Source organism: Myxococcus xanthus, assembly GCF_013116825.1.
GTDB lineage: Bacteria > Myxococcota > Myxococcia > Myxococcales > Myxococcaceae > Myxococcus > Myxococcus xanthus_B.
Genome location: NZ_JABFNS010000146.1, coordinates 1 through 22,346 on the forward strand (window position 1 = coordinate 1; position 22,346 = coordinate 22,346).

Annotated in this window: 23 protein-coding genes; 7 read left to right on the forward strand and 16 right to left on the reverse strand. The window is 69.2% G+C overall.

All coding sequences use genetic code 11. The annotated features are described in order from the left end of the window. Positions 1-217 (reverse strand): hypothetical protein (locus HNV26_RS37990; protein WP_216612899.1); only part of this gene is annotated, 217 nt, incomplete at its 3' end. Between the two features lie 101 nt (positions 218-318). Here HNV26_RS37990 and HNV26_RS31270 point away from each other — a divergent pair. Then, positions 319-588 carry a hypothetical protein gene (locus HNV26_RS31270; RefSeq protein ID WP_171444636.1) on the forward strand — a complete coding sequence of 90 codons (270 nt, stop codon included), beginning with the start codon at positions 319-321 and terminating at the stop codon, positions 586-588. Between the two features lie 292 nt (positions 589-880). Here HNV26_RS31270 and HNV26_RS31275 read toward each other — a convergent pair whose 3' ends face one another. The 3 genes from HNV26_RS31275 to HNV26_RS31285 are packed head-to-tail and all read right to left on the reverse strand — an operon-like array spanning position 881 to position 5,126. Continuing rightward, the gene (locus tag HNV26_RS31275) at positions 881-2,476 is read right to left on the reverse strand and encodes a hypothetical protein (protein WP_171444635.1); all 1,596 of its coding nucleotides are present in this window, start codon (positions 2,474-2,476) and stop codon (positions 881-883) included. Continuing rightward, complete coding sequence (locus HNV26_RS31280) at positions 2,473-4,575, reverse strand: zinc metalloprotease (RefSeq protein ID WP_171444634.1); 2,103 nt, start codon at positions 4,573-4,575, stop codon at positions 2,473-2,475. Before HNV26_RS31280 ends, HNV26_RS31275 begins: the two co-directional genes overlap by 4 nt. A gap of 11 nt (positions 4,576-4,586) precedes the next feature. After that, positions 4,587-5,126, reverse strand: a complete 540-nt coding sequence (locus HNV26_RS31285) for a peptidoglycan-binding domain-containing protein (RefSeq protein WP_253817237.1) — start codon at positions 5,124-5,126, stop codon at positions 4,587-4,589. 356 nt (positions 5,127-5,482) lie between these two features. Here HNV26_RS31285 and HNV26_RS31290 point away from each other — a divergent pair, with 356 nt between their 5' ends. Continuing rightward, the gene (locus HNV26_RS31290; RefSeq protein ID WP_171444632.1) at positions 5,483-6,376 is read left to right on the forward strand and encodes an SMP-30/gluconolactonase/LRE family protein; all 894 of its coding nucleotides are present in this window, start codon (positions 5,483-5,485) and stop codon (positions 6,374-6,376) included. Positions 6,377-6,382: 6 nt separating this feature from the next. On the opposite strand, the gene HNV26_RS31295 is transcribed toward HNV26_RS31290, so the two are convergent. From HNV26_RS31295 to ccmA, 8 genes are all read right to left on the reverse strand, one after another. Then, positions 6,383-7,486 (reverse strand): zinc ribbon domain-containing protein, encoded by a 1,104-nt coding sequence (locus HNV26_RS31295; RefSeq protein ID WP_253817238.1) that lies wholly within the window; start codon positions 7,484-7,486, stop codon positions 6,383-6,385. A 96-nt stretch (positions 7,487-7,582) separates the two neighbouring features. After that, a complete protein-coding gene (locus HNV26_RS31300; protein ID WP_171444630.1) occupies positions 7,583-8,134 on the reverse strand; it encodes a TlpA family protein disulfide reductase in 552 nt (183 codons plus the stop codon). Next, positions 8,134-10,155, reverse strand: a complete 2,022-nt coding sequence (locus HNV26_RS31305; RefSeq protein ID WP_171444629.1) for a heme lyase CcmF/NrfE family subunit — start codon at positions 10,153-10,155, stop codon at positions 8,134-8,136. The genes HNV26_RS31300 and HNV26_RS31305 overlap by 1 nt, the downstream gene beginning before the upstream one ends. Further along, entirely contained in the window at positions 10,152-10,628 is a 477-nt protein-coding gene (locus HNV26_RS31310) for a cytochrome c maturation protein CcmE (RefSeq protein WP_011553299.1), read from the reverse strand. The genes HNV26_RS31305 and HNV26_RS31310 overlap by 4 nt, the downstream gene beginning before the upstream one ends. A 6-nt stretch (positions 10,629-10,634) precedes the next feature. Next, positions 10,635-10,823, reverse strand: coding sequence for a heme exporter protein CcmD (locus tag HNV26_RS31315; RefSeq protein WP_011553300.1), 189 nt, complete (start codon positions 10,821-10,823; stop codon positions 10,635-10,637). A 2-nt stretch (positions 10,824-10,825) separates the two neighbouring features. Next, a complete protein-coding gene (ccsA, locus tag HNV26_RS31320) occupies positions 10,826-11,539 on the reverse strand; it encodes a cytochrome c biogenesis protein CcsA (protein ID WP_171444628.1) in 714 nt (237 codons plus the stop codon). A 3-nt stretch (positions 11,540-11,542) separates the two neighbouring features. Continuing rightward, positions 11,543-12,244, reverse strand: a complete 702-nt coding sequence (locus HNV26_RS31325) for a heme exporter protein CcmB (RefSeq protein WP_140791112.1) — start codon at positions 12,242-12,244, stop codon at positions 11,543-11,545. Further along, positions 12,241-12,900, reverse strand: a complete 660-nt coding sequence (ccmA, locus tag HNV26_RS31330; protein ID WP_171444627.1) for a heme ABC exporter ATP-binding protein CcmA — start codon at positions 12,898-12,900, stop codon at positions 12,241-12,243. Before ccmA ends, HNV26_RS31325 begins: the two co-directional genes overlap by 4 nt. Before the next feature lie 385 nt (positions 12,901-13,285). Here ccmA and exoL point away from each other — a divergent pair, with 385 nt between their 5' ends. The 5 genes from exoL to exoP all read left to right on the forward strand — a co-directional run bounded on the left by exoL (position 13,286) and on the right by exoP (position 18,848). After that, positions 13,286-14,443 (forward strand): spore coat polysaccharide deacetylase ExoL, encoded by a 1,158-nt coding sequence (gene exoL / locus HNV26_RS31335; RefSeq protein ID WP_171444638.1) that lies wholly within the window; start codon positions 13,286-13,288, stop codon positions 14,441-14,443. Continuing rightward, positions 14,440-15,960, forward strand: a complete 1,521-nt coding sequence (exoM, locus tag HNV26_RS31340) for a spore coat polysaccharide flippase ExoM (RefSeq protein WP_171444626.1) — start codon at positions 14,440-14,442, stop codon at positions 15,958-15,960. Before exoL ends, exoM begins: the two co-directional genes overlap by 4 nt. A gap of 70 nt (positions 15,961-16,030) precedes the next feature. Next, positions 16,031-16,549: a serine O-acetyltransferase gene (locus HNV26_RS31345; RefSeq protein WP_171444637.1), complete on the forward strand. Its 519-nt coding sequence runs from the start codon at positions 16,031-16,033 to the stop codon at positions 16,547-16,549. 18 nt (positions 16,550-16,567) lie between these two features. Continuing rightward, positions 16,568-17,659: a spore coat polysaccharide biosynthesis glycosyltransferase ExoO gene (gene exoO / locus HNV26_RS31350; RefSeq protein WP_171444625.1), complete on the forward strand. Its 1,092-nt coding sequence runs from the start codon at positions 16,568-16,570 to the stop codon at positions 17,657-17,659. Further along, entirely contained in the window at positions 17,646-18,848 is a 1,203-nt protein-coding gene (gene exoP, locus HNV26_RS31355; protein WP_171444624.1) for a spore coat polysaccharide biosynthesis glycosyltransferase ExoP, read from the forward strand. Before exoO ends, exoP begins: the two co-directional genes overlap by 14 nt. 12 nt (positions 18,849-18,860) lie before the next feature. Here exoP and HNV26_RS31360 read toward each other — a convergent pair whose 3' ends face one another. The 4 genes from HNV26_RS31360 to HNV26_RS31375 form a co-directional block, all read right to left on the reverse strand. Then, entirely contained in the window at positions 18,861-20,039 is a 1,179-nt protein-coding gene (locus HNV26_RS31360; RefSeq protein WP_171444623.1) for a DUF4350 domain-containing protein, read from the reverse strand. Next, on the reverse strand, positions 20,036-20,929 hold the full coding sequence (locus tag HNV26_RS31365; RefSeq protein WP_171444622.1) for a DUF4129 domain-containing protein: 894 nt from the start codon (positions 20,927-20,929) through the stop codon (positions 20,036-20,038). Before HNV26_RS31365 ends, HNV26_RS31360 begins: the two co-directional genes overlap by 4 nt. A 21-nt stretch (positions 20,930-20,950) precedes the next feature. Further along, positions 20,951-21,973, reverse strand: a complete 1,023-nt coding sequence (locus HNV26_RS31370) for a hypothetical protein (RefSeq protein WP_171444621.1) — start codon at positions 21,971-21,973, stop codon at positions 20,951-20,953. Continuing rightward, a partial coding sequence (locus tag HNV26_RS31375) for a thiamine phosphate synthase (protein ID WP_171452929.1) occupies positions 21,970-22,346 on the reverse strand: 377 nt, incomplete at its 5' end. The genes HNV26_RS31375 and HNV26_RS31370, both read right to left, overlap by 4 nt.

A 22,346-nucleotide genomic window follows, 5' to 3' on the forward strand; every position in this document is an offset into this window, starting at 1 on the left:
GGGGGTTGCGGGCCGGGCGCTGCTTCGTCGCAGGCCGCGCCGGTGCCAGAAGTGCAGCAACCCGAGAGCGCGGCTCGATGAGGATGCCGACGATGCCCACCTGATGCCGGGGCAGGTTCGTGAAGAACAGTTGGGCTCGGTGGATTACGACGTGTGGTGGTGCGAGCCATGCCAGGACGCGGTGGTGGAGCGCTATGGAACGCTCTTCACGCGTCATGTCCGGTGCAAGAAGTGCCGTTATGTGACCGCGAACAAGACGAACCGGACGATTCGCAGCGCGACGTACTCCTCTGGCGGAGAAATCGAGGTCACGGTGCGTTGCACGCACTGTCACCACACCGCGACTTCCCGTCACTCGACGCCAAAGCTCACGCGGTCCTCGTCGTCGAGCTCATCCAGCCGGAGCAGCTCTTCGAGCGGCGGGCGTTCGTCGGGCGGTGGCTCGAGTGGGCGCTGGTAGTTCGCAAGGGTTGGTGGAGGTGCGCGGGCGTTGATGTGGCGCCCTCAATGCACCGGCGAGTCCACGGGCTTTCGCTGAAGAGCTGGCTGGCGCTCTCTCGTGCGCAGATTGCGCTGGTGGCCAAGTGATCCTCCTTACGCCGCGGACAATGCGCCAGCGCATTCGCGGGTCGAGCATTACATGCTGTAGCCCAGCCGGTGAGGATTCTGGTGCATTCACGGCACGTGACTCCTTCCCGGGTGCCGCCGTTGCGTTACGGCGAAGCGGGGCTCGTCGCTTCAGTTCCAAAAGTACCGGGGGGACTCACCGGTCGAAGCGCGCTGGTGAGGCAAACGCTCACAGCAGACGTTTTGCGTTGAAAACGTCAGGAGATGCAATCGTGGCTGCCACTTCGGGCATGTGCGGGAATCGCCCTGGAGGCTAAAGCCATTCAAACTCAGGGCCCCGAATGGGGTCCGTGGTGAGGATGAACGTGCCCTGGAGCATTTCAACCAACTCCAGTGGGATCGCCACAGGCTGCTTCGGTGACGAGGGGGGACCTCGTTGCCCCGAATGCATCAACCTCCCGTCTTCCAGGAGAATGGCCCAGCGCACTTCGCCTGCTCTGTCGGAGTGGGGGAGATGACAGTGTCGCGCCACCGCGGCGCGTGCACTCGTGGGGAGCTCGGGCAGCGGCGTCATGCGTGGAGGCGCCACGAGCCTTCCGTCGGAACGGAAGCGGACTTCCGCCAGCATGGGCTGTCGAGGGTTCTTCTGCGACGCCGCCACCAGGGCCGCATGGACGTGGCCCGCGTCATCAATCCAGACGCCCAACTCGGAATCAGGAAGCGCGCTCAGACCTCGGAGGAGCGTGCTCGCCACTCGGCTCAGGCGGCCGGCGCCCGTGGCTCGCACGTGCTGGACTTCCAGCCCTCCCGCGGCCTCGCTCACGAGCACGATGCTGATGCCATTTCCCACGGACCCGGGCTGCAGCGTGGCGCGAGCGCTCAGGGGCACGGATGGGAGCCTCACGCGCCCCACTTCCTTTCCGGGAGTGACTTGGGAGGCATCCATGCTCGACTGAAATCGCAGGAGTCGGAGCCCTCTTCCCCCAGCCTCCACGATGGGGACGAAGAGCTCTCCGGCATGTGTCTCCAGGGGCGGACGGATGAGCCTCTCGGGCGGCGCCTCCAGGTCAAACCGGAAGGGCGCTGAGGGCGTCGCGGGCGGAGCCAGGGCGAGAATCGACGCGCCCCGGCGCCATAGGATCCAGCTCACGGCCTCACCACCCGGCGCATCGTTCGTCCACGGCGCCAGCGCGTCGGAAGCGTCTGGCGCCACCGCTCCCAGCACCTTCGAGGTCCGCCGTGAGACGCCGCGCCCGGCCTCGTCCGTCTCGTCCACGAAGACGGCCTGCATCAGGAGGGTCTGCTCCTCCAGGTGCTGGAGCCACACGGTGCCAACCCCGGAGTACGGCCCGCCTCCAATCATCATTCCCGCCGACGCGGAGCCTGGCCGTCCTGTCACGACGTCGAATTCGACCGGCGTGGACACCGTGTCGATACCCGCGGCTTGAAGTCTCGCGGTCAGCCGGTAACGGCCGGGCTGGCGGATGGGCGCCCATTCCTGGAGCGGTACGACGGACTCGAGCACGCGTCCCGAGCCCAGGCGGACCTGGGGCGCGACGACGCCACCGAGCGGCTGCGTGCCCTCACGCTCGATGACAGTGTAGTGATTGACAGCATGTCCCTTGGGGTACTCGGGGCCCGTGACGGTATACGTCAGGGATTGGTCCGAGTGCCGGAAGGGGTCGGGAAACTCCAAGGGCGTGGCGCTCTCGTTGGACAGGGCGATGCGCACGTCCATGTCTTCTGAGGTGACGAGCTGCGCCTTGGACAATCTGAGTTGGATGCGCATGGGCACACCTCCAGAGGGTGGGGACGGTGCCGTCTTGACCTGGGACGGCGTGGGGACGGGGTTCGCCGCCGACAGGGTCAGCACGAGCAGCCACGGCCCGGAGAGGACGGAGGCGCTCATGGCCGCGCGTTCCGGGCACCGTCGCGGTCCAGGGCGTGGGTGTTCCATCCCCGCAGGCGCAGGAGACAGAGCCCACAGAAGCGCCGCTCCGTCGTGAAGTCGTAGCCCATCAGGCAGTCCTTCCCGTCGACGTCGTGGCGCTTCGCCTGGGCGCCACCAATCTCGCGATCCGTGGGGAAGGGGGCATGTGGCAGGAAGAGCTGGTGCCCGATTTCATGCGCCAGCGTCTGTTCCAGCGAGTTGAGGCTGTTTTGATAGTTGCCCGGCGCGGCACATTGGATGACGGCGCAGCGGTCCCGCTTGCGTGAGGGGAACTCCGACGCGAAACCGTTCACGCGAATGCCGCCGAACGTCGTCTCCAGGTTGTAGAGCCCGGAGAACTGGAAGAGCGCGATGCCCGCGGCCGTCCCCAGCGCCGAGTCCAGCGCTCGGGTGAGCAGTGCCTTTGCCCAGTCCTTGCACTGCCGGTGGTACTCGCGAGCCTCCAGCAGGGACAGCCTGCGCTCTCGCGTGGGCGCCAGCCACCGGGCGAGGTCCGCATCGCCGCAGTGCTTCACGCGCTTCACCTCGGCCAGGAACTCTTCGTGGGTGCGGAAGGTGAGCGCGTGGCCGCCTGCGGCGAACTGGTCCACCGCGGGGTCGATGGCCGCCCGGAGCTCCCAATGCCGGGACGCCGCCACGGCCGCGGCGATGCTCGCGTTGTATTCCCGAGCGCACCATCCCGAGACGCCACCCGTGCGGTCCTCCAGGTGCAGAAAGGCCCGCTTGAAATGGCCCTGCACGGTGGGGAGCGAGAATCCGGAGGCGCCCGTGTCCTTGCATAAGAGGCGGGAGATGTGGACCTCGCGCCAGGACTCGAAGATGCCGGTGGCGGCGTGCACGGCGGCGGGCAGCGGTCCATCATCGTCCACATCCAGCACCACGCCGCCATCCCTGCGGCGGTCATAGGCAAGCTGCACGGTGACTCGCCAGGCGTCTCCCGCGATGCTGGAGGGCTGGAACACCACGCCCGTGCGTCCCGCGAAAGCCCCTGTGGTCCATGCCTGGCTGTAGGCCGCCCAACCGCGCTTGTTGCAGGGCGTGACGCGGAAGGGGAAGACGCCGTCACGGGGCTCGGCCTGGGGCCTGTAGCCGGCCTGCCTGGGAAACACCGCCAACGACGGCGCACCGCGCTTGCCGCCCACGTCCCGGTGCGCATTGTCGCCCTTGGGTTGTGATGTCGAACAGTGACGGTCCAGCGCATGTTTGAGGAAGGCCCGGGCCGTGGGGGCATGGTGTTCGATGGCCTCTGTCTCGTCCTCCCAGTCCCAGAGGAAGCGCACGCGGCCCAGGGCCTTCGGCGCATCGACCCGGTTGCCGCGCGAGTCCTTCAGCCAGGCTCGGGCGAACAGCGGAAGCTCCGGTCCGTTACCCCAGTGCTTGCGGTGCAGTTGGTGGTCCGTGTCATCAGACATCTCCGATGGCTTTGTCTTGAAGACGTTCCCGACCAGCCGGATTTCGGCCTTCTCGCCGGGGGCGGGGAGCCGCCTCAAGGACTGGGTCAGCTCACGGTCGCGTGGTCGCGAGAGCACCCGAGGCTCACCCAACTCCAGGTCGACGCCCGCCACCAGGACGTGGAAGAACGTCCACGCCACGGGCGCCTGCGCCAGTCCACTGCCTTGGAGCGTCAGCTTCAGCTTGTACGGCGAGTGCTCCACCGTGACGACGCCATCCGGGAAGGTCTCCGACTCAGGCACGCGGCCATCCCATGCCCACCGGTGCTCGCCTTGGAGGAGCTCCTCGCGGCTCAGCTCCCGCGACCACAGCGGCGCCTTGCGGTAGCGCGTGAAGAGCTCCAGCTTTCCCGCGCGCACCAGCCCGCCTGGATTGAGCAGGTGCCACGTCAACTCCACCGGCTCGACTTCGGGCGCGAAGTGGAAGCCGTCATCACCCCCTGTTAGCGCGGGGAAGGGCACGGGGCGGTGGCAGCGGGATTGGGGACCTCCAGGGCTGCGGAGCCGGAAGTCCGCGACGCCATGGCTGGCGGGACGGAGGCGGTTGCGGTTGCGTCCTCCGGGCGCAGCGAGGGCGACACTGGCCGTCATTGAGATGCGTGCCATGGGTGGAGGCCTCAGGCGTCGTGCAGGCGGATGAGTTCGCGGGAGATGTCCGCGAGCTGTCCCGTTTCCGGCAGGCCATGGCGGCGTTGGAACGCTCGCACGGCGGACTTCGTCGAGGCTCCGGGCGACCCGCGCTCACCTGCAATGGCGTAGCCCAGGTTGTGCAACCGCTCCTGCGCGGCCCGGAGGGCGTCGGACTCGAATCCCGGGAGCGACTGGAGCTGCAGCGCCCAGCGGAGCGTCACCGGCTCGGACGCGGCGCCGGGCGTGGCGTCCGGAAAGTCCTCATCGGTGACGGCGGGTGGGTAGGGCGGTGGCGCGCTCTTGGCGGCGGAGGGAGGCGCGCTCCGGCGGGGCGGTGGTGCTGGCGGCTTGGAGATCTTCACCAGCAACTCACCCGCGGCGAGGCCCGGGACGTCGTGGCTCAGTGAGCCATCCGCCGCCGTCCTGCCGCAGTGTTCGGTGCGGCCGACCGTGAGCACGTATTCCGTATCCGCGTAGGGCGCTTCCTGTGGATCCAGCAGGACCAGGTGCAGCCGTCGCTGCTTCAAGATGAAGGTACTGGTGTTTCCTGTCCGGATTGGTGCCGTCCTCGGACTGACCATGCCGCGCTCCCCCCGTGCCTGGATTCGCGATGGTGTCTGTGCATCGTTGAAGGCCTGCCCAAGGTACGGGAACCCGGAGTGCCCGCTATCGCCGGAAGTTCTGGGATAACCCTGTTCTGTGCGTCGGGTTAACGGAGCTCAACCTGGTGGGTCAGTCAGAGGACGCATGCATGGCCAGCCGGGCGAGCCGGAGTGATCGCTGCGTGACGAGGCCATGTCCGCCGCCGCGTGCATGCCCGGCGCGTGCGGTGTGCCTATTTTGGCCACGGACGTTGAGTCTCGCTTTCTTGGAGGAGCCACGCATGCGCACCACGGATGTTGCCATGCACGACGAAGCCAGGTGCGTCTGGCCCGCACGAGCGGTGCTCGGCGAGGGCCCCTTCTGGATGGCCACCGAGGGCGCGCTCTACTGGCTCGACATCCCGGGCCGCAAGGTGCACCGGCTGGAGCTCCAGAGCGGTGCGCAGGCGAGCTGGGACACCCCTTTGCGTATCGCCTCGCTCGCGCCCCGCCGGAGTGGAGGCTTCATCGCGGGGACGGAGCGGGGCCTGGCCTTCTACGAGCCCCGGAGCGCGCGCCTGGAGCGGCTGTTGGACCCGGAGCCTGAGCACCCCCACAACCGCTGCAATGACGGGAAGGTGGACTCGCAGGGCCGCTTCTGGGTGGGCACCATGGATGACCGCGAGAAGGCGCCCACCGGCGGGCTCTACCGGTTCGACGCGCAGGGGCAGCTCGCCCGAATCGATGAGGGCTACACCGTGACGAACGGCCCCGCCTTCAGCCCTGATGGGCGGACCCTCTATGTGAACGACTCGCCCCGGCGCGTCACCTACGCCTTCGACCTGAGCCCGGATGGGGTGCCTGGCGAACGCAGGGAGTTCCTCCACTTCGAGGAGGCGCACGGCTTCCCTGACGGAATGACGGCCGACGCGGAGGGCGGGTTGTGGATTGCCTTCTACGGAGGGGGCTGCGTGCGCCGCTTCTCTCCGGACGGCGCGTGGCTGGCCGAGTACCGGCTGCCCGTGACGAAGACGACCAGTGTCGCCTTCGCCGGGGACGCGTTGGACCGGCTGTTCGTCACCACCGGGCGGGACGGGCTCAGCGCGGAGGAGCTCGAGGCCCAGCCGCTGGCCGGTGGGCTCTTCGAGCTGTCACCGGGCGTCCGCGGCGTCGCGCCGGTGCCCTTCGCGGGCTGACCCGGCTCAGCCTTCCTCGTCGACGGCTTCTTCGTACTGCCGCGGGGGCGGCTCGGCGGCGCGAGCCGCGCGCAGGTGCTGCACCGCGAGGAAGCCCACCGCGCCCAGGCCGAAGACGAAGACAAAGGGCCCGGGGAGCAGGCGCATGTTGAGCCCCGCGAACGCGAGCGACAGGGCCACCGCGCCCGCGGGCAGGTAGCGCGTCCAGGACGGGCGCTCCACCTCCGGCCGCAGCGCCAGCAGGGCGAGCACGGCCAGCAGCGCCAGCTCCACCACCACCGACGCCGGCAAATCCCAGCCCCGCAGGTGGGTGACGCCGCCACCGTAGCTGTAGAGCATGTCATCGGTGGGCCGCTGCGTGGCGATGACGCGCAGCTCGGGCGGGCCCTGGGGCACCGGCGCGTTGTCCGGCAAGCCCAGATCCAACTTCACCGTGCCCCACGGCGCGAACAGCGCCAGCAGGCACACCGCCACGCCACCCAGGCCCACCAGCTGGGGCATCGCCAGGAGCTGCCGGGGCTCGAAGTACGCGCCCACGCCGTCCTCGCCCGCGATGACCTTGCGGTACTGGTCATGGGCCACCAGCCCCACGCCCGCCACCATCAGGAGCGGCAGCACCCCCAGGCTCAGTGAGCGCAGCGCCAGCGCCCCCAGCACCGCGGTGGCGGCGGCGGCGGCCTCCGGCGTCATCAACACCGCGGGCATCCGCTCGGTGAAGCCATGCGACTGCTCCGCGGCGCGCAGCTCGCGTGCGACCAGCACCGTGCCACTCACCACCGCCAGCAGCGTCCCGAGGAGGCCCACGCCAGAGGAGGAGAGCAGGGCGGACAGGAAGACGGCGCAGCCCACCACGATGACGCCCAGCACCGTGGGCGAGTGGGCCGGCACGTGCGCCAGCCACTTCGGCCCGTCGTAGGCCGGGGCGGACTGGCCCGGGTCTGTCTTGTCCTCGGGCGGAAGCTCGGGCGCGCCACCCACGACATAGGGCCGCGAGTGCTCATCCGCCTCCTCGAGAATGTCCGCCGCATAGGCGGGCTCCGCCAGGTCGCGCTGGGGCCGCGAGGGGCGGAGCGCGACCCGGGTGCCCGTTCCCTTGGGCGGTTCGGGCATGGTCGCCCCGCAGTTCTCGCAGTACCGCAACCGGGAATTGGAGTCTTCACCACACTCCAGGCACCGCATACCGCCACCTCGTTGGGACGACAGGGGCTACTTCCGCGCGGCCTCGGTGGGGGCGGAGGGCGTGGACAGCTCCTGGATGCGCAGGGCCAGCGTCTGCGGGTCGATAGGGCCCACATGCTTGCCCCGGATGATGCCGTTGGGGTCGATGAAGTACGTCTCCGGCACGCCCGCCACGCCGTAGTCCAGCGCCATCCGCGAGCGCGGATCCACCAGCTGCGGGAAGCTGGCGCCGTACTGCTGAAGGAAGCCGCGCGCGTTGTCGTCGGTGTCCTGGAACACCACGCCCAGGAACACCGCCTGCGAGCCGTATTGCCGCGCGCCCCACTCCAGCACGGGGTGTTCGACGCGGCACGGGCTGCACCACGACGCCCAGAAGTTGATGACCACCGGCCGGCCCTTCAGGTCAGCCAGGCTCACCTTCTCTCCGCTGTCCAGCGCGCGCAGCGCGAAGTCCGGGGCAGGCTTGCCCTTCATCATGAAGGGGACTTCGTGCGGGTTGCGCCCGAAGCCCTTGAACAACACGAAGAGCAGACCCGCGCAGAGGGCCACGAAGCCCAGCGTGTAGCGCCAGCCCCTCATCACGCGGCCCCTCGCTCGGCGTCACCACCCGTGAGCGGGGACGCGCCCACCGCCGGCGCGCCCGCCATGGCCATGGCGGTCTTCCGGCGCGGCCACAGCGCGATGATAGTGCCCAGCACCAGCAGGGGGATGCTCCACCAGATCCACCCGACGAGCGGGAAGACCCAGATGTTGATGCTCGCCGTGCCGGCCTGTTCGGAGAAGGCCATCAGCGACACGTAGAGGTCCTCGGCCGGCGTCTCCCGGACCCCGGGGGTGCCAATGGGGTCCGTGCTGCGCTCGTAGTAGTTGAGCCGCGGCTTCAGCTCAGAGACCTTTCCGCCCGGGGACGTCACTTCAATGCGCGCCGCCACGTAGGTGCGGTGGGGCTCCTCGCCGCTGACCAGGCCCAGGTACTTCATCTGGTAGCCGCCCAGCTCGATGACCTGCCCCTTCTTCAGCGTGCCGGAGGTGTGCTTCACGTACGCGGAGGACGCGGCCACCGCGACGATGATGACCACGATGCCCAGGTGCACCACGTAGCCGCCGAAGCGGCGCTGGGCCTTGAGCGCGCTGGTGGTCAGCGCGGCGACGAAGCCTTCCTTGCGCTCGGACATGCGCACCCGCACCGGCGCCACCAACTCCCGCATGGTGATGACGGTGACGAAGCCCGCCAGCCCGAAGGTCATCAGCGGGTACACGCCGCGCAGGCCCGCCGCGAAGCACGCCGCCGTCACCACCAGCCCCACCACGGAGGGGATGATGAACTGCCGGCGCAGCGTGGCCGGATCCGGCCTGCCCCAGGGAAGCACCGGGCCCACGCCCATCAGGAAGAGCACCGCGATGCCGCCCGGCACCGCCATCTTGTTGAAGTACGGCTCGCCCACGCTCACGCGCACGCCGCGGACCGCCTCGGAGATGAGCGGGTACAGCGTGCCCAGGAGCACCGTGAAGGTGATGGCGACGAACACCAGGTTGTTCACCAGGATGCTCGCCTCGCGAGACAGCGGCGAGGCCAGCTGGCCTTCCGGCACCAGCAGCGGACCGCGCACCGCCAGCAGGCCCACGCACAGCACCAGCAGGAAGCCCAGGAACACCAGGAAGGTGGGCCCGATGTCGGACTGGGTGAACGAGTGCACCGAGTTGAAGATGCCCGAGCGCGTCATGAACGTGCCCAGGATGGTGAGCACGAAGGACGCGAGCGCGAGGCTGAGCGTCCACAGCTTCAGCATCCGCTTGCGCTCCTGCACCATGGTGGAGTGCATGAACGCCGTCGCCGTCAGCCAGGGCAGGAAGGACGCGTTCTCCACCGGATCCCACGCCCAGTAGCCGCCCCAGCCCAGCACGGCATAGGCCCACCAGGCGCCCAGGATGATGCCAATGGACAGGAAGAGCCACGCCACCAGCGTCCAGCGCCGCAGGGGCGCCATCCACGCTTCGCCAATCTCGCCGCGCAGCAGGCCCGCCACCGCGACGCCGAAGGGCACCGTCATGCCCACGTAGCCCAGGTAGAGCATGGGCGGGTGGATGACCATCAGGATGTGGTTCTGCAGCAGCGGGTTGGGGCCGGGGCCGTCCGCTGGCACCGGGGACACCGCGCCCCAGGGGTTGGCCGGTCCCGCGATGAGGAAGGCGAAGAAGACGCCCACCGCCAGCATGGTGCCCAGCGCCAGCTGCATGTATCGCGCGTGCTCGCGCCGGTGGATGTAGGCGAAGACGGCGATGTAGCCGCCCATGATGAGGCCCCAGAAGAGGATGGACCCCTCCAGGGCGCTCCACAGCGAGACGATGGTGTAGACCAGCGGCGTGGCCCGGCTGCCCACCTGCGCCACGTATCGCACGCTGAAGTCGTGCGTGACGAGCGCGTGGACCATCACCAGGTTGGAGCCGACCATGCAGGCCGCGAAGCCCCACACCGCGCGCAGCACCCACGGGAAGCCTGCGTCACTTCGACGCAGGCCGCTCACCAGGCCCACGAGCGCTCCGAAGGTCGCGAACGCGAGCCCTCCGAGCACGAGGCCGTAGCCAACGGTTCCGTTCACTTCGCACCCATGGCGGTGGCGTCGGAGAGCGTCTCCTGCCACTGACGAGGATCCTCACCCTCCTTGGGGGCGCGGTACTCGTTGGAGTGGTTCACCATCAGCCGGTTGGAGCTGAAGACGCCGGACTTGTCGTAGGTGCCTTCCACGACGACGCCAATCTTGTCGCGGAACATCTGCGGCGGCGTCTCCGTGGCGCGCACCAGCACGCTGGGCGCGCCTTCCTTGACGTCATCCGCCACGCGGAATTGCAGGGTGGTGTGCTCGGCGTTCCACTGGATGCTGCCTGCCTCCACCACGCCACCCAGGCGGATGGTGGCCGAGTACGCCTTGTCACCCTGGCCCAGCATCTCCGACGGGCTCCAGTAGTAGACGAGGTTCTCACCGATGTTGCCGAAGGCCACGAATCCCAGGCCGGCCCCCGCGACGAGCAGGGCCCCCAGGGCGATCAGACGGTTGCGAGCGACGGGGGACATGGCGACTCACTCCTTGGCGTCGGTGGGGGCTTTGGGCCGACGAACCCACAGGGACACAGCGTAGAGTACGAGCATGGCGACTGTAATGCCGTAGCAGGCCCAGACATAGCCCCAGCCGCCAACGATGCGGCCGCTGCCCACCTGTCCAGGCGCCGCCGCGAGGATCCACAGCATCTGCGTGGAAAGCGTCATCATGTTCAGGCCACCCTCGTGGAGTTGGCGCCACCCGCGGCGGCGAGGTCCGACGGCAGCGCATCCGGGAGGGCCACCTCCGCCTGGCGCTCGGCCAGGGCCTGGCGGTAGCGCAGCATCAGGAACCAGATGGTCAGGAACAGCATCCCGAAGGCCGACACGCGCAGGGCCAGCGTCATCTCCGGGTCCACCGTCTTCGGCGTGGACTGCACCTGGTGCAGGCTGCGCCACCAGCGCACGGAGAACCAGACGATGGGCAGGTTGATGGCGCCGATGATGGCCACCACCGAACTCCACGTGGCGCGCTTCTCCGGGTCCTCCACGAAGCGCCGCAGCACCAGGTAGCCGGTGTACGTCACCAGCATGATGGCCTGCGAGGTCAGGCGCGGATCCCACGACCAGTAGACGCCCCAGGTCGGTCGGCCCCAGATGGCGCCGGTGATCATCCCCGCGGTGCCCAGCACGAGGCCAATCTCCGCGGACGCCTCGGCGGCGGCATCCAGCTTCCAGCTCGCCTTCATGAGGTAGCTGATGGCCACCACGAAGTTGATGGCCATGGCCACCATGGCCACCCACTGGAGCGGGACGTGGACGTACATGATGCGCTGCACGTCACCCATCTCACGGTCCGGCGGCGCCCACGCCAGTCCCAGCCACCACCCCGCGGCGAGAACGACCAGCGCCAGCGCCGGCAGGCCCCACTTGATGAACTTACCCATCCGTCAGTCCTCGATGATCCGCGGGAACAGCAAGAAGCCTACGCCCCAATAAATCAGATTGAATCCGCCCAAAAGCCCCGCCCATGAGTCAAACTGACGCATGGGGTCTCCCTGAAGTACGAGCGTGGTCGCCTTGGCCGCGGAGAGGAGGGCGGGGATGACCAGCGGGAACAATAGCAACGGCAGGAGCACATCCCGTGCCCGTGCATTGCTTGAAATCGCAGCGTAGACGGTTCCTGGGGCGCTCAAGGCCAGGCTGCCGAGCAAGAGGATGAGCCCCAGGTCCACCACGCTGGTGACGATGCGCACCCCGTACAGGGCCACCATGACGGGCACCAGCAGGACGCCCAGGGCCGTCAGCAGCAGGGTGTTGCCCAGGGCCTTGGACAGGAAGATGGCGCGGGCGTCGGCGGGCGCCAGCCGGATGCCGTCCATGCACGCGTTCTCTGACTCGACGCGGAACGACTCGCCCAGGGCGAGCACGCTGGCGAAGAGGATGGCCAACCAGAAGTAACCGCCGGCGTTCTTCTCCAGCAGCTTCGTGTCGGGGCCCAGCGCGAAGGAGAACATCAGCAGCGTGGCCAGCGCGAAGAAGATGATGGCGTTGAGGCGCGCGCGGGTGCGCCACTCGATGAGCAGGTCCTTGCGCAGCAGCGCCAGGGTCGCCGTCAGGAGGCCGATGGGGCGGGGACGCGAGGTGCTCATGCCGCCACCGCCCGGCCTTCCTGCAGGTGAAGGCGTTCTTCACACAGCGTCAGGCCTTGCTCGATGAGGTGGGTGGCCAGGATGACGGTGACGCCGCTGCCCTTGAGCTCCGCGATGATGGCCTCCATGTCGCGGATGCCCGCGGGGTCCAGCTCGCCGAAGGGCTCGTCGAGCAACGCGATTGTCGGCGCCTTGAGCAACAGGCGGGCAATCGCCAGGCGCTTGCGCATGCCGGCGCTGAAGCTGCGGACCGGGCTGTCGGAGCGGCGGTCAAGCCCCACCCGGGTCAGCTCGGCGCTGGCGGCGTCCGCGGGCGAGGGCAGCCCCAGAAGCCGGGCCAGCACCGTGAGGTTCTGGTGCGCGGTGAGGTCTTCATAGAGGAAGCTGGCGTGCGACAGCAGCGCCACGTCACGGCGCACCGCGTCGCGCTCCATCACCGCGTCGCGGCCGAGCACTTCCACCCGGCCCGCGGTGGGACTCAGGGCGGTGGCCAGCAGGCGCAGCAGGGTCGTCTTCCCGGAACCGTTGTGGCCGGTGAGCAGCAGCGAGCGTCCGGCGGGGAGCGCGTACGTGAGACGCGCCAGGGCCCACCGGCGGCCATACCGCTTGCTGACATCATGCAGGGCAAGCGCGGGGGCGGCGGAGAGGGGAGGCATCGGCGGGGGCGTTCGTATCCGGAAACCAGAACGTCCACCAGTGAAACCCAAGATGGTGGCCTGGACGGAGAAAGGGCGAGCCCGTCGGGAGGAAAGGTTTTCCTCCCCATGTGGTCGGAGGTGCCCGCCGGGGGCCTCCGGGGTTCCACGGAGGGGAACGTCCACTGCTCACCACGCGACCCGTTCGGACGGCTGGCCCTCTCGACTGCCCGGTCCAGGGTGCCCAACCTCCCTCCTGGCACCTCCCCTGCAACGGTGCGCGGGCATGCGAGGCGGACTCAGCTGATCCGCGCGGAGGGCGTGAATGGCGACGGGCAAGGTGTTGCGTAGAGCGGTCAAGGCGGCGGCGGCGGGGATGATTCACTACAGCGGGATGCGGCGGGCAATGGCCGCGTATCGGCGCTCCCAGTCTGGCGGGAGGCGCATCCTCATCGTGAGCTACCACCGCGTGGTGAGCGACTTCACCGGGGAGCTTCAGCGCTCGATTCCCGGGCTGCTCATCTCCCAGGAGACCTTTCGCCGGCACCTCGAGGAGGCGCACTCGGCGGGCTTCGAGCTGGCCTCCATCGGTGACGCGGTGGACGTCATGAATGGCCGCCGGGTGGCGAAGAAGGACTTGTGCGTCGTCACGTTCGATGACGGCTACCGCGACGTCTATCGGTACGCCTATCCGGTGCTCAAGGAGATGGGGGTTCCGGCCATCACCTATCTGCCCACGGCGTTCATCAGCACCGACAAGCGCTTCAATCACGACCGGCTGTTCCACCTGCTTCGCCGTGTCCAGGAGCGCCGCTTCCGGCCGTTCTACGACTCTCTGCCCGCGCCCGCGCTGCAACTGCTGGGGCCCATCCTCTCCGGGCAGAAGACGGTGTCGGCGTCGCTGGACGACTTCATCGGCGAGCACCCCACGCGCGTGTTGACGGAGATCATCGACGCGCTGGAGCAGCAGCTCGGCGGCGGCGCGGACCTGGTGCCGGAGCAGGGCGACATCATGAACTGGGACGAGGTGCGCCGCATGGCGCGCGACGGCTTCGAGTTCGGCGCGCACACGCTGGGCCACACGGTGCTGACGCTGGAGCCGCAGGACGTGGTGGAGCGCGAAATCCTGGAGTCCAAGCGCGCCATCGAGCGCGAGGTGGGCATCACCGTGCGCGACTTCGCCTATTGCAATGGCTGGTACTCGGACGAGGTCATCCGCGTGCTGTCGGCCAACGGCTTCCGTTCCGGCGTCACCACGGAGGACATGCCCAACCGCATTGGCGGTGACCCGTTCACCCTCAAGCGCAAGGTGCTGTGGGAGAACTTCAGCCTGGGCATGCTCGGCGACTATTCGTCGGCGCTCACCGGCTGCCAGTTGGATGACTGCTTCGGGGTGCTGGGCATGAGCAGCCCGGTGCCGGGGAAGCGCCCCCATTTCATCAGCGCCCCCACCGTGGGAAACCAGTTGAGCAGTGCCCCGGTGCGGGTGAGCCCCAATCCAGCGACCAGTAACGAACTCGTGGTGGGTCCGGAGACCGCCACGACGCTCCAGGAGGCTCCGTGAGCGGAGGTTCCACGTCGGCCGCGTCCGGGGGCTCGTTCCTCGGCCGCGCCGGCCCCTTGGTGTTGGCCCGGCTGTTCACCGCCGGGCTGACGCTGTCCATTCCCCTCGTGCTCGCCCGGGTGCTGAACCTGGACGACTACGGGACGTACTACCAGCTGTTCCTCATCGCCACGACGCTCTACTACGTCCTGCCGTTCGGCGTGGTGCAGAGCCTCTACTACTTCCTGCCGCGCGCGGACGCGAAGCGGCCCTTCCTGGGGCAGACGCTGCTGTTCATGTCCGCCATGGGTCTGGTGGGCGCGGGAGCGGTGTGGGCGCTGCTCGGGTATGTGGCGGGCTGGTTCTCCAACCCCGCGCTGGCCGAGTACCGCCTGCCGCTGGCCGCGTACACCGCCTTTCTGCTGGGGAGCTTCCCGCTGGAGGTGTCCCTCACCTCGCAGGGCCGCACGAAGGCGTCCGCGGTCGTGTACCTGATATCGGACGCGGTGCGGGCCTCGGTGATGGTGGTGCCGCCGCTCCTGGGCGCCTCGCTCTACGGGATGATGATGGCGGTGGCGGCCTTCGCGGCGCTCCGCTACCTGGCGACGTGGGTGGTGTCGCTGCGCGGCGCCACCGGACCTTGGGTGGACGGCCAGCGCTTCCGCGAGCAGCTGACCTACGCGGCGCCGTTCGGCGCGGCGATGCTGTTGGCCATTCCCCAGCAGAACGCGCACTTGTACGCGGTGGCGGGCGCGGTGGCGCCGGCGCTGTATGCGCTCTATCGCGTCGGCTGCTTCCAACTGCCGGTGGTGGACCTCTTGTACACGCCCACCAGCGAAGTGCTGATGGTGCGGCTGGGCGAGCTGGAGCGCGAGGGCCGCCTGGAAGAGGGCGTGGAGGCCTTCCGCGAAGCGGCCGGGAAGCTGGCCTACTTCTTCCTGCCCTTCGCGGCGTTCCTCTTCTCGGCGGCGCCGGAGTTCATCGGGGCGATGTTTGGTGAGAAGTTCCTGCCCGCGGTGCCCGTCTTCCGCATCAGCGTGCTGGGCGTGGTGCTCTCCATCCTCCCCATGGACGGGACGCTGCGCGCCCGGGGGCAGACACGGGCCATCTTCGCCTCCTACGCGGTGAAGGCGGCGGTGACGGTGCCGCTGGTGTGGCTGGGGGTGAAGCACTTCGGGCTGATGGGCGGCATCGGCTCGTGGGCGGTGGCGGAGGTGGTGGGCAAGGCCATGCTGCTGGCACGGGTGCCCGCGGCGCTGTCCACGCCGGAGCGGAAGCTGGGCGTGGTGGACGTGATTCCCTGGCAGTCGTTGGGCAAGGCCACGCTGGCGGCGTGCGCGGCGGCGGCGGCGGTGTTCGTCCTGCGGGCTGGTGCCCACGGGGCCTGGGCGCATCTGCCCACGGGCTTCCTGTGGCGCGTGCTGCCTCTGGCGGTGGCCGGGGCACTGTTCTTCATCGGATATCTGGTGGTGCTGCACTTCACGGGGGTGCGACCGCTCAGCCTGCTCGCGGGCCTGCGAGCCCGAAGGGCGGGGTAGCGCGCACTTCCCTCCCTGCGGGGCGGTACCTAGGTTGGGGCGGGTTGGAACAAGGGGATTGGGAGGCGTGATGGGTGTCGACGCGATGACGTTCTACCGGCTCGCGCGCGGGCTGAAGAAGCGGGGTGTGCCCCTGCTGCCAGCCGTGCTGCGCAAGGCCATCTACTATCTGCACAGTTCGTACATCCCCGAGGACGCGGAGATCGGCGAGGGGACACAACTGGGTTACGGCGGCATCGGCGTGGTCATCCACAAGGCCTCGCGGATTGGACGCAACTGCCTCATCTCGCAGCAGGTGACCATCGGTGGGCGCTCGGGCATCGAGGGCGCTCCCGTCATTGGTGACTACGTGCGCGTGGGCGCGGGCGCGAAGATCCTGGGCAACATCCATATCGGTGACTTCGCCGTCATTGGCGCCAACGCGGTGGTGGTGAAGGACGTGGCTCCGGGCGCGGTGGTGGCCGGGGTGCCCGCGCGGGTCATCCGGCAGGACCCGGATCCGCTCGGGACGTACCAGCGCGAGATGGGGGAGCTGCCGCCCCGTGTGTCGCTGGTATCCGTGCCGCCGTCTTCCACGCTGCGCCAGTAGTCCGCGGGAGTCACATCGATGCGCGTGCTCCTCGTCGGGGATTACCCGCCACCGCACGGTGGCGTCGCGGTTCATGTTCAACAGATTCATGGCTACCTGCGCGGCTGTGGGGTCGATGTGAAGGTGCTCGACATCGGGAAGGGGGGCCGGCCGGCTCCGGATGTCATCCCGGCTCGCGGCGCCGCGCCGTTCGCCTTGTGGCTCGCGCGGCACGTCGCCACCGGGTGGACGATTCACGTCCACACCAGTGGCAACAACCCGAAGTCCTGGGTGTTGGCGGGGATGGTGGGTAGCCTGCCCGGGCCGAAGTCTCCCCGGGTCATCACCCTCCACTCGGGACTGCTGCCGGACTACCTCGCCGCGTCCGACACGCGTCGGAACTTCGCGCGCGTGGCGCTTGCGGGCTACGCGCGGGTGGTCGCCGTGTCGGACGCGGTGAAGTCCGCGCTGGTGGGCTGCGGCGTGCCCGCGGAGAAAATCGATGTGCTCCCAGCCTTCTGCGCCTCGCAGGTGCGGCCGGGGCTCGTTCCAGCAGCAGTGGAGGCCGCGCGCTCCCGGCGGCGGGTGCTGTTGTCCATGGCGCACCATCCATCGCCCGTCTACGGGCGCGCGCTGATGTTCCGGGCGCTGCGCGAGCTGGCACAGACGTGGCCGGACGTGGGCCTGGCGCTCTTCGGTCCGGGCCTGGAATCCGAGGCGTTCATCCGCGACGTCCGCGAAGCGCGCGTGGCGGGCCACCTGGAGGTGCTGGGGGAGCTCGAGCACTCCGCTGCGTTGGGGCTCATCGCGCGCAGCGACGCTTTCGTGCGTCCCACCACACATGACGGGGACTCCATCTCCGTGCGCGAGGCGCTGACGCTGGGAGTGCCCTGCGTGGCCAGCGATGTCTGCGTCCGGCCCGCGCCCACCCGCGTGTTCGCCGCGGGCAATGCCGGGGAGCTGGCGCGGGTGATTCGCGAGGCCGTGGCGGCAGGGCCCATGCATGTGCCCCAGGTGGACGCGGGGCCGGAGCTGCTCTCGCTGTACGGGGAGCTGTCCTCCAACAACGGTTTGAAATCGCTACACGAACAAGGTTCAGGCCTGGGGGAGACGAGACATGCGGCGCAGTGATGAGCTGGACCTCGCGCGCAGGGCACTGCGCGGACGTGACCTGGTGGTGTTCTCCAACGACTGGGATGGGGACCCGCTGTCAAAGGTCCACATCATGCGGATTCTCTCCCGGGAGAACCGCATCCTCTGGGTGAACAGCATCGGCAACCGCGCGCCGAAGGCCAACGCGCATGACGTGAAGCGCATCTTCGACAAGCTGGGCCGCTTCACCGAAGGCATCCGCGAGGTGGAGCCCAACATCCACGTCCTGTCGCCGCTGGCTATTCCCTTCTATGGCTCGGAGCTGGTGCGCGGCGCCAACCGGCAGTTGCTGCGGCTCCAGGTGCTGCGGGCGATGAAGAAGCTGGGCTTCCAGAAGCCCATCTCCTGGAGCTTCCTGCCCGCATCCGCGCCGGTGTCTGGCACGTTGGGCGAGGCGTTCGTCATCTACCACTGTGTGGACGAGTTCTCCGCCTTCAGCGACACCAATGGCCGCCACATCGCGGAGTTGGAGGAGCGGCTGCTCAAGCGAGCCGACCTCTGCATCACCTCCGCCGAGCGGCTGCGTGAGAAGAAGGCCCGCGTCAATCCGCGCACGGTGCTGGTGCGGCATGGCACCGACTTCACTCACTTCGTGAAGGCGTGTGATCCGGCCACGACGATTCCCGCGGACATCGCGCGTCTGCCCAAGCCCCTCATCGGCTTCTTCGGGCTGGTGGCGGACTGGGTGGACCAGGAGGCCATCATCGCCACGGCCCGCGCCCACCCGGAAGGCTCGGTGGTCATCATCGGCAAGACGACGCCGGACTGTGACGACTCCGCGCTGCGCGCCGAGCCGAACATCCACATGCTGGGCCGCAAGCCGTACGCGGACCTGCCCGGCTACAGCAAGGCATTCGACGTGGCGCTGATGCCGTTCAAGGTCAGCGAGCTGACGCTCAACGCCAATCCGCTCAAGGTGCGTGAGTACCTGGCGTCTGGCCTGCCCGTGGTGTCCACGGACCTGCCGGAGGTCCGCAAGGTGGGGCTCTGCAAGGTTGCCAAGGACACCGCGGACTTCGTGCGCAAGGTGGGCGAGTGTCTGGCGGACAAACCCGGTCCGAACCGCGAGCGCGCCGAGCGCATCTTCGGCGAGAGCTGGGACGCGCGCGTGGATGAGATTCGCCACCACGTGGGCGCGGCGCTCATGGCCGACGGCAAGGCGCTCTGACGTACCGCCCGCCTAAGCGCGGGCTTCGCGGCCCGCCAGCGCCCGCTCCAGGTGGGCGTAGCGGCGGGCCACCCGCGCATAGTCCGCCGGCGCCACGGTGGGCTGCGCGTGGGTCCGCGTGAGGTCGGCCTTCGCCTCCAGGTACTCGGTGGCGGAGACGCCACCGTCCTGTTCCATCATGCGCGCGGCGTCCTCGTCCGACAGGCCCACGGGGATGCCCAGGCGCTCCTGCATCTGCTGGCGCAGGGCCTGGTCCAGCTCGGGTAGCAACTCCTTCTCCACCTTCGCGCGGCGCATCAGCCATCCCATGCTGCGCACGTACTCCAGCGCGGACCGGTGGCGCTCCACGCGCAGCGGGCGCGGCGCTCCGAAGCGTGTGCCTCGCGACACGACGTAGAGCAGCCCCACCGCCAGCACCTGCGCCGTGAAGACCCAGATGCCACGGGAGAAGGGGGGCGGCGGCGCGAGTTGGTGGTGGTACTCGTCGAACAGCAGGGGCCCGCGGGCAGCCAGCGCTTCCCAGAAGCGCAGGTTGTCCAGCAGCTCCAGACGCCGGTTCTCCAGCAGGTCCGAGCCGGCCAGCACGTACACCTCGCCCTTGCCCATGGCCCTGCGCCATACGGCCACCGCGCCGCCCATGCCGGCGATGGGCACGGCGTCATCGTGGCCCATGCGCAGGCCCCGGTCCTGGGAGACTCGAAGCTGGGAGAGTCCGTGGAGGGGACCCACGGGCAGCCATACGTCCACGGTGGTCCCGCCCACGTCGGACAGCGTCGAGTCCAGGCCGCGGCTGCTGGCGGGTAGCATCAGCCCGGACTCCAGACGCAGCCATCCCTCGAGCGCCGCTTGATGTTTCCCCAGCTCGCGGGGCGACAGGTACACGAGCGTCCCGCCTTCCAGGACGAAGCGTTCCAGCTCGGTGACTTCTTCCGTCGTCACGGGCCGACCTTCGGGCGCCGCGAGCACCACGGTGCGCGTGTCTGGGGGAATGGCTTCGAGCGGCGTCAGCAGCGTGTCCACGGCGCGGCCCCCCTCGCGGAGGTACAGATAGAGCGCGCGAGCTCCCTGCGGCGCCGTGTTCTCCACCGTGGGCACCGGTGAGTCAGGCGCGTCCGTGCGCGTCGACAGGCCCACCGCCAGGGCCAGCGCGATGAGCACTCCGAAGAAGACGACGGCCCGGGGGTTCGTCACCGTGCGCCCTCCGTGGCCAGGGTTCCATTCAGCGACTCGACCTCGGTGACGAAGCGGGCGGCTTCCTCCGGCGCCACCGGCGCGAGCGAATAGAAGGTCCGGTCGTACCAGCCCATCAGCCGCTCCACCTCTCGCACCAGCGCCGCGGACGCGCCGCGGCCCGGCAACTCCGCCGCCAGCTCACGGTTCGTTCGCACACGGTCTGGCCGGGCCAGCCGCCGCTCCTCCAGTGAGGACAGCAGGCTCAACAACCCTTCCCGGATGGCTTCGCGCGCATCCGTGGAGAGCGCCGCCTGGGCCCTTCGCAGGTGTTCGGCCGGAGAGTCCAGGACCAACGGCTCCGCGTTCGCCGCGGAGGAGGCGGAGACATGCGCCGCCTTGCGTCCACGCCGCGCGCGGAGCCGGAGCACGCCCCACAGGATGAGCGCGAGCGCCAGCCCCAGCATCACCGCGCGCGTGGCCACCGCGAAGCCTTGGGCTTCCCTGGATTCGAAGAGGCCCTCCAGCCACGCCGTCACCTCCCGCATGATGCGCTTCAGCGCATCACCGTGCCGCTGGCGCGCGCGGGCGAACTCGGGGCGGTCGAGGATGGCCTCCAGCCGCTCGGGTTCTGTCGGTGGGGGCGGGATGGCGCCGGGGCTGTTCGCCAACGCCTGGACGTCGCAGGACTCCTTCAGGAAGCGCGCGATCTGCTCCGCGCGCTCGGGGGTGGTGTCCCCGTCCTGGGCGGGAGGCAGCGGGATTCCGCCCAGGCGTGCTGACAGCGTGCTCACTTCATCGGCGAACCCGGCCGGGCGGTGTTCGGCCGTCTCGCGCAGGTCCAGCGTGATGTCCTCGCGCTCGGCGCAGGGCAGGGCGGCCAGCAGCAGGAGGAGGGGCAGGCTCGGCACGGTGGAGTCCTGGGGGCGCCGTCAGTTGGCGGGCGTCATCGTGTTGAGCTGGTGCTCCAGGTCCAGGGCTTCGCGGCGCACGCGCATGTCCAGGTAGAAGAGCGCGCAGAAGACGAAGTTGATGGGTGTGAAGACGGACTGTGCCACCGTCTGCAGCAGCTCCACTGGCACCAGCAGCAGTTGCGGCGTGCGGGCCATGGTCCCCGGGTCGAAGGGACTGCCGTAGGGCATCATCACCAGCCACGATGGCAACCCGGAGACGAGCTGGACGGAGATGAGGATGAGGCTGACCACGGTGAAGAGAATCATCGCCCGCACCATCACCCGACCCATGAAGCCGGGCTCCACGCGGCCCGACAGGAGTTGACCGGAGCGCCGGAACGTCTCCCAGGCGCTCAAGTCCTCCATGGCAAGCACCGGGGGGACCAGCAGGAAGCGCAGCATGTACCAGAGCGCCGCGGCCAGCAGGCCCAGGCTCGCGAGCCCGACTCCGACCACACCCAAGACGACGGCCAGGGTGTTGGAACCCGAGGCCACTCCGACGGCGACGCCGATGATCGCGAGGATGATCCCGGGCAGCATGAGCGCCATCGTCACCAGCGCGGACCAGCCGAGCGACAGCAGATACACCCCCGTCAGCGTGCCCAGCCGCGAGAAGCTCCGGCGCAGGGCATCCGCGGGGCGGACCGGCTCTCCCAACTGGGAGGTGAGGACGTAGCGGGACGCGGCCAGGGTGGCCAGCCAGTACATCCAGACGAGGAACAGGAACAGGCTCGTCCACAGCGCGATGGTGATGCTCGCTTGCGGCAGCATGACCGCCGGGTCCAACTGGGCGCGCGACTCCGCGTCACCCATGTAGAGCAGTGGCGCCACCCGTTGGCCAATCACCAACGTCGCCTTGGTCGCGATGTAGTTCACCAGCGTGAAGCCAAAGCTCAGCAGGAAGAGGGGCTTCAGGTGGGTGCGCCAGAAGGTGGCGGCGCGGTCAATCATCTCCCCCATGGCGAGGGGGCGCAGCGCGGCGGCAGCGGGAGTGGAGCTCACGGGGTACGCAGCATAGCCCGCCCGGCGCACGCGGCCAGCAGGCTCCGCGCCGCCGCCGTCGGGTCGTCGGCCTCCAGGACGGACGAGATGACCGCGAAGCCCGCCGCGTCCGGCAGCGTCACCGCGCGCGCGGGGGTGATTCCGCCCAGGGCCAGCGCGGGACAGGGCAACGCCGCGGCCAGGGCGCTGAACCCCTCCGGCCCCAGGGAAGGCCGTGTGTCTCCCGGCTTGGAACCGGGAGCGAACACCGGGCTCACCAAGGCGAGGTCCGCGCCTCGGGCCGCACGGGCCTCCGCCATGTCATGCACGGCGGCGCTGATCCACCTCCCGGCGGGAAGGTGCGGGCGGACGTCCCTGTCTCTTATACACCTCT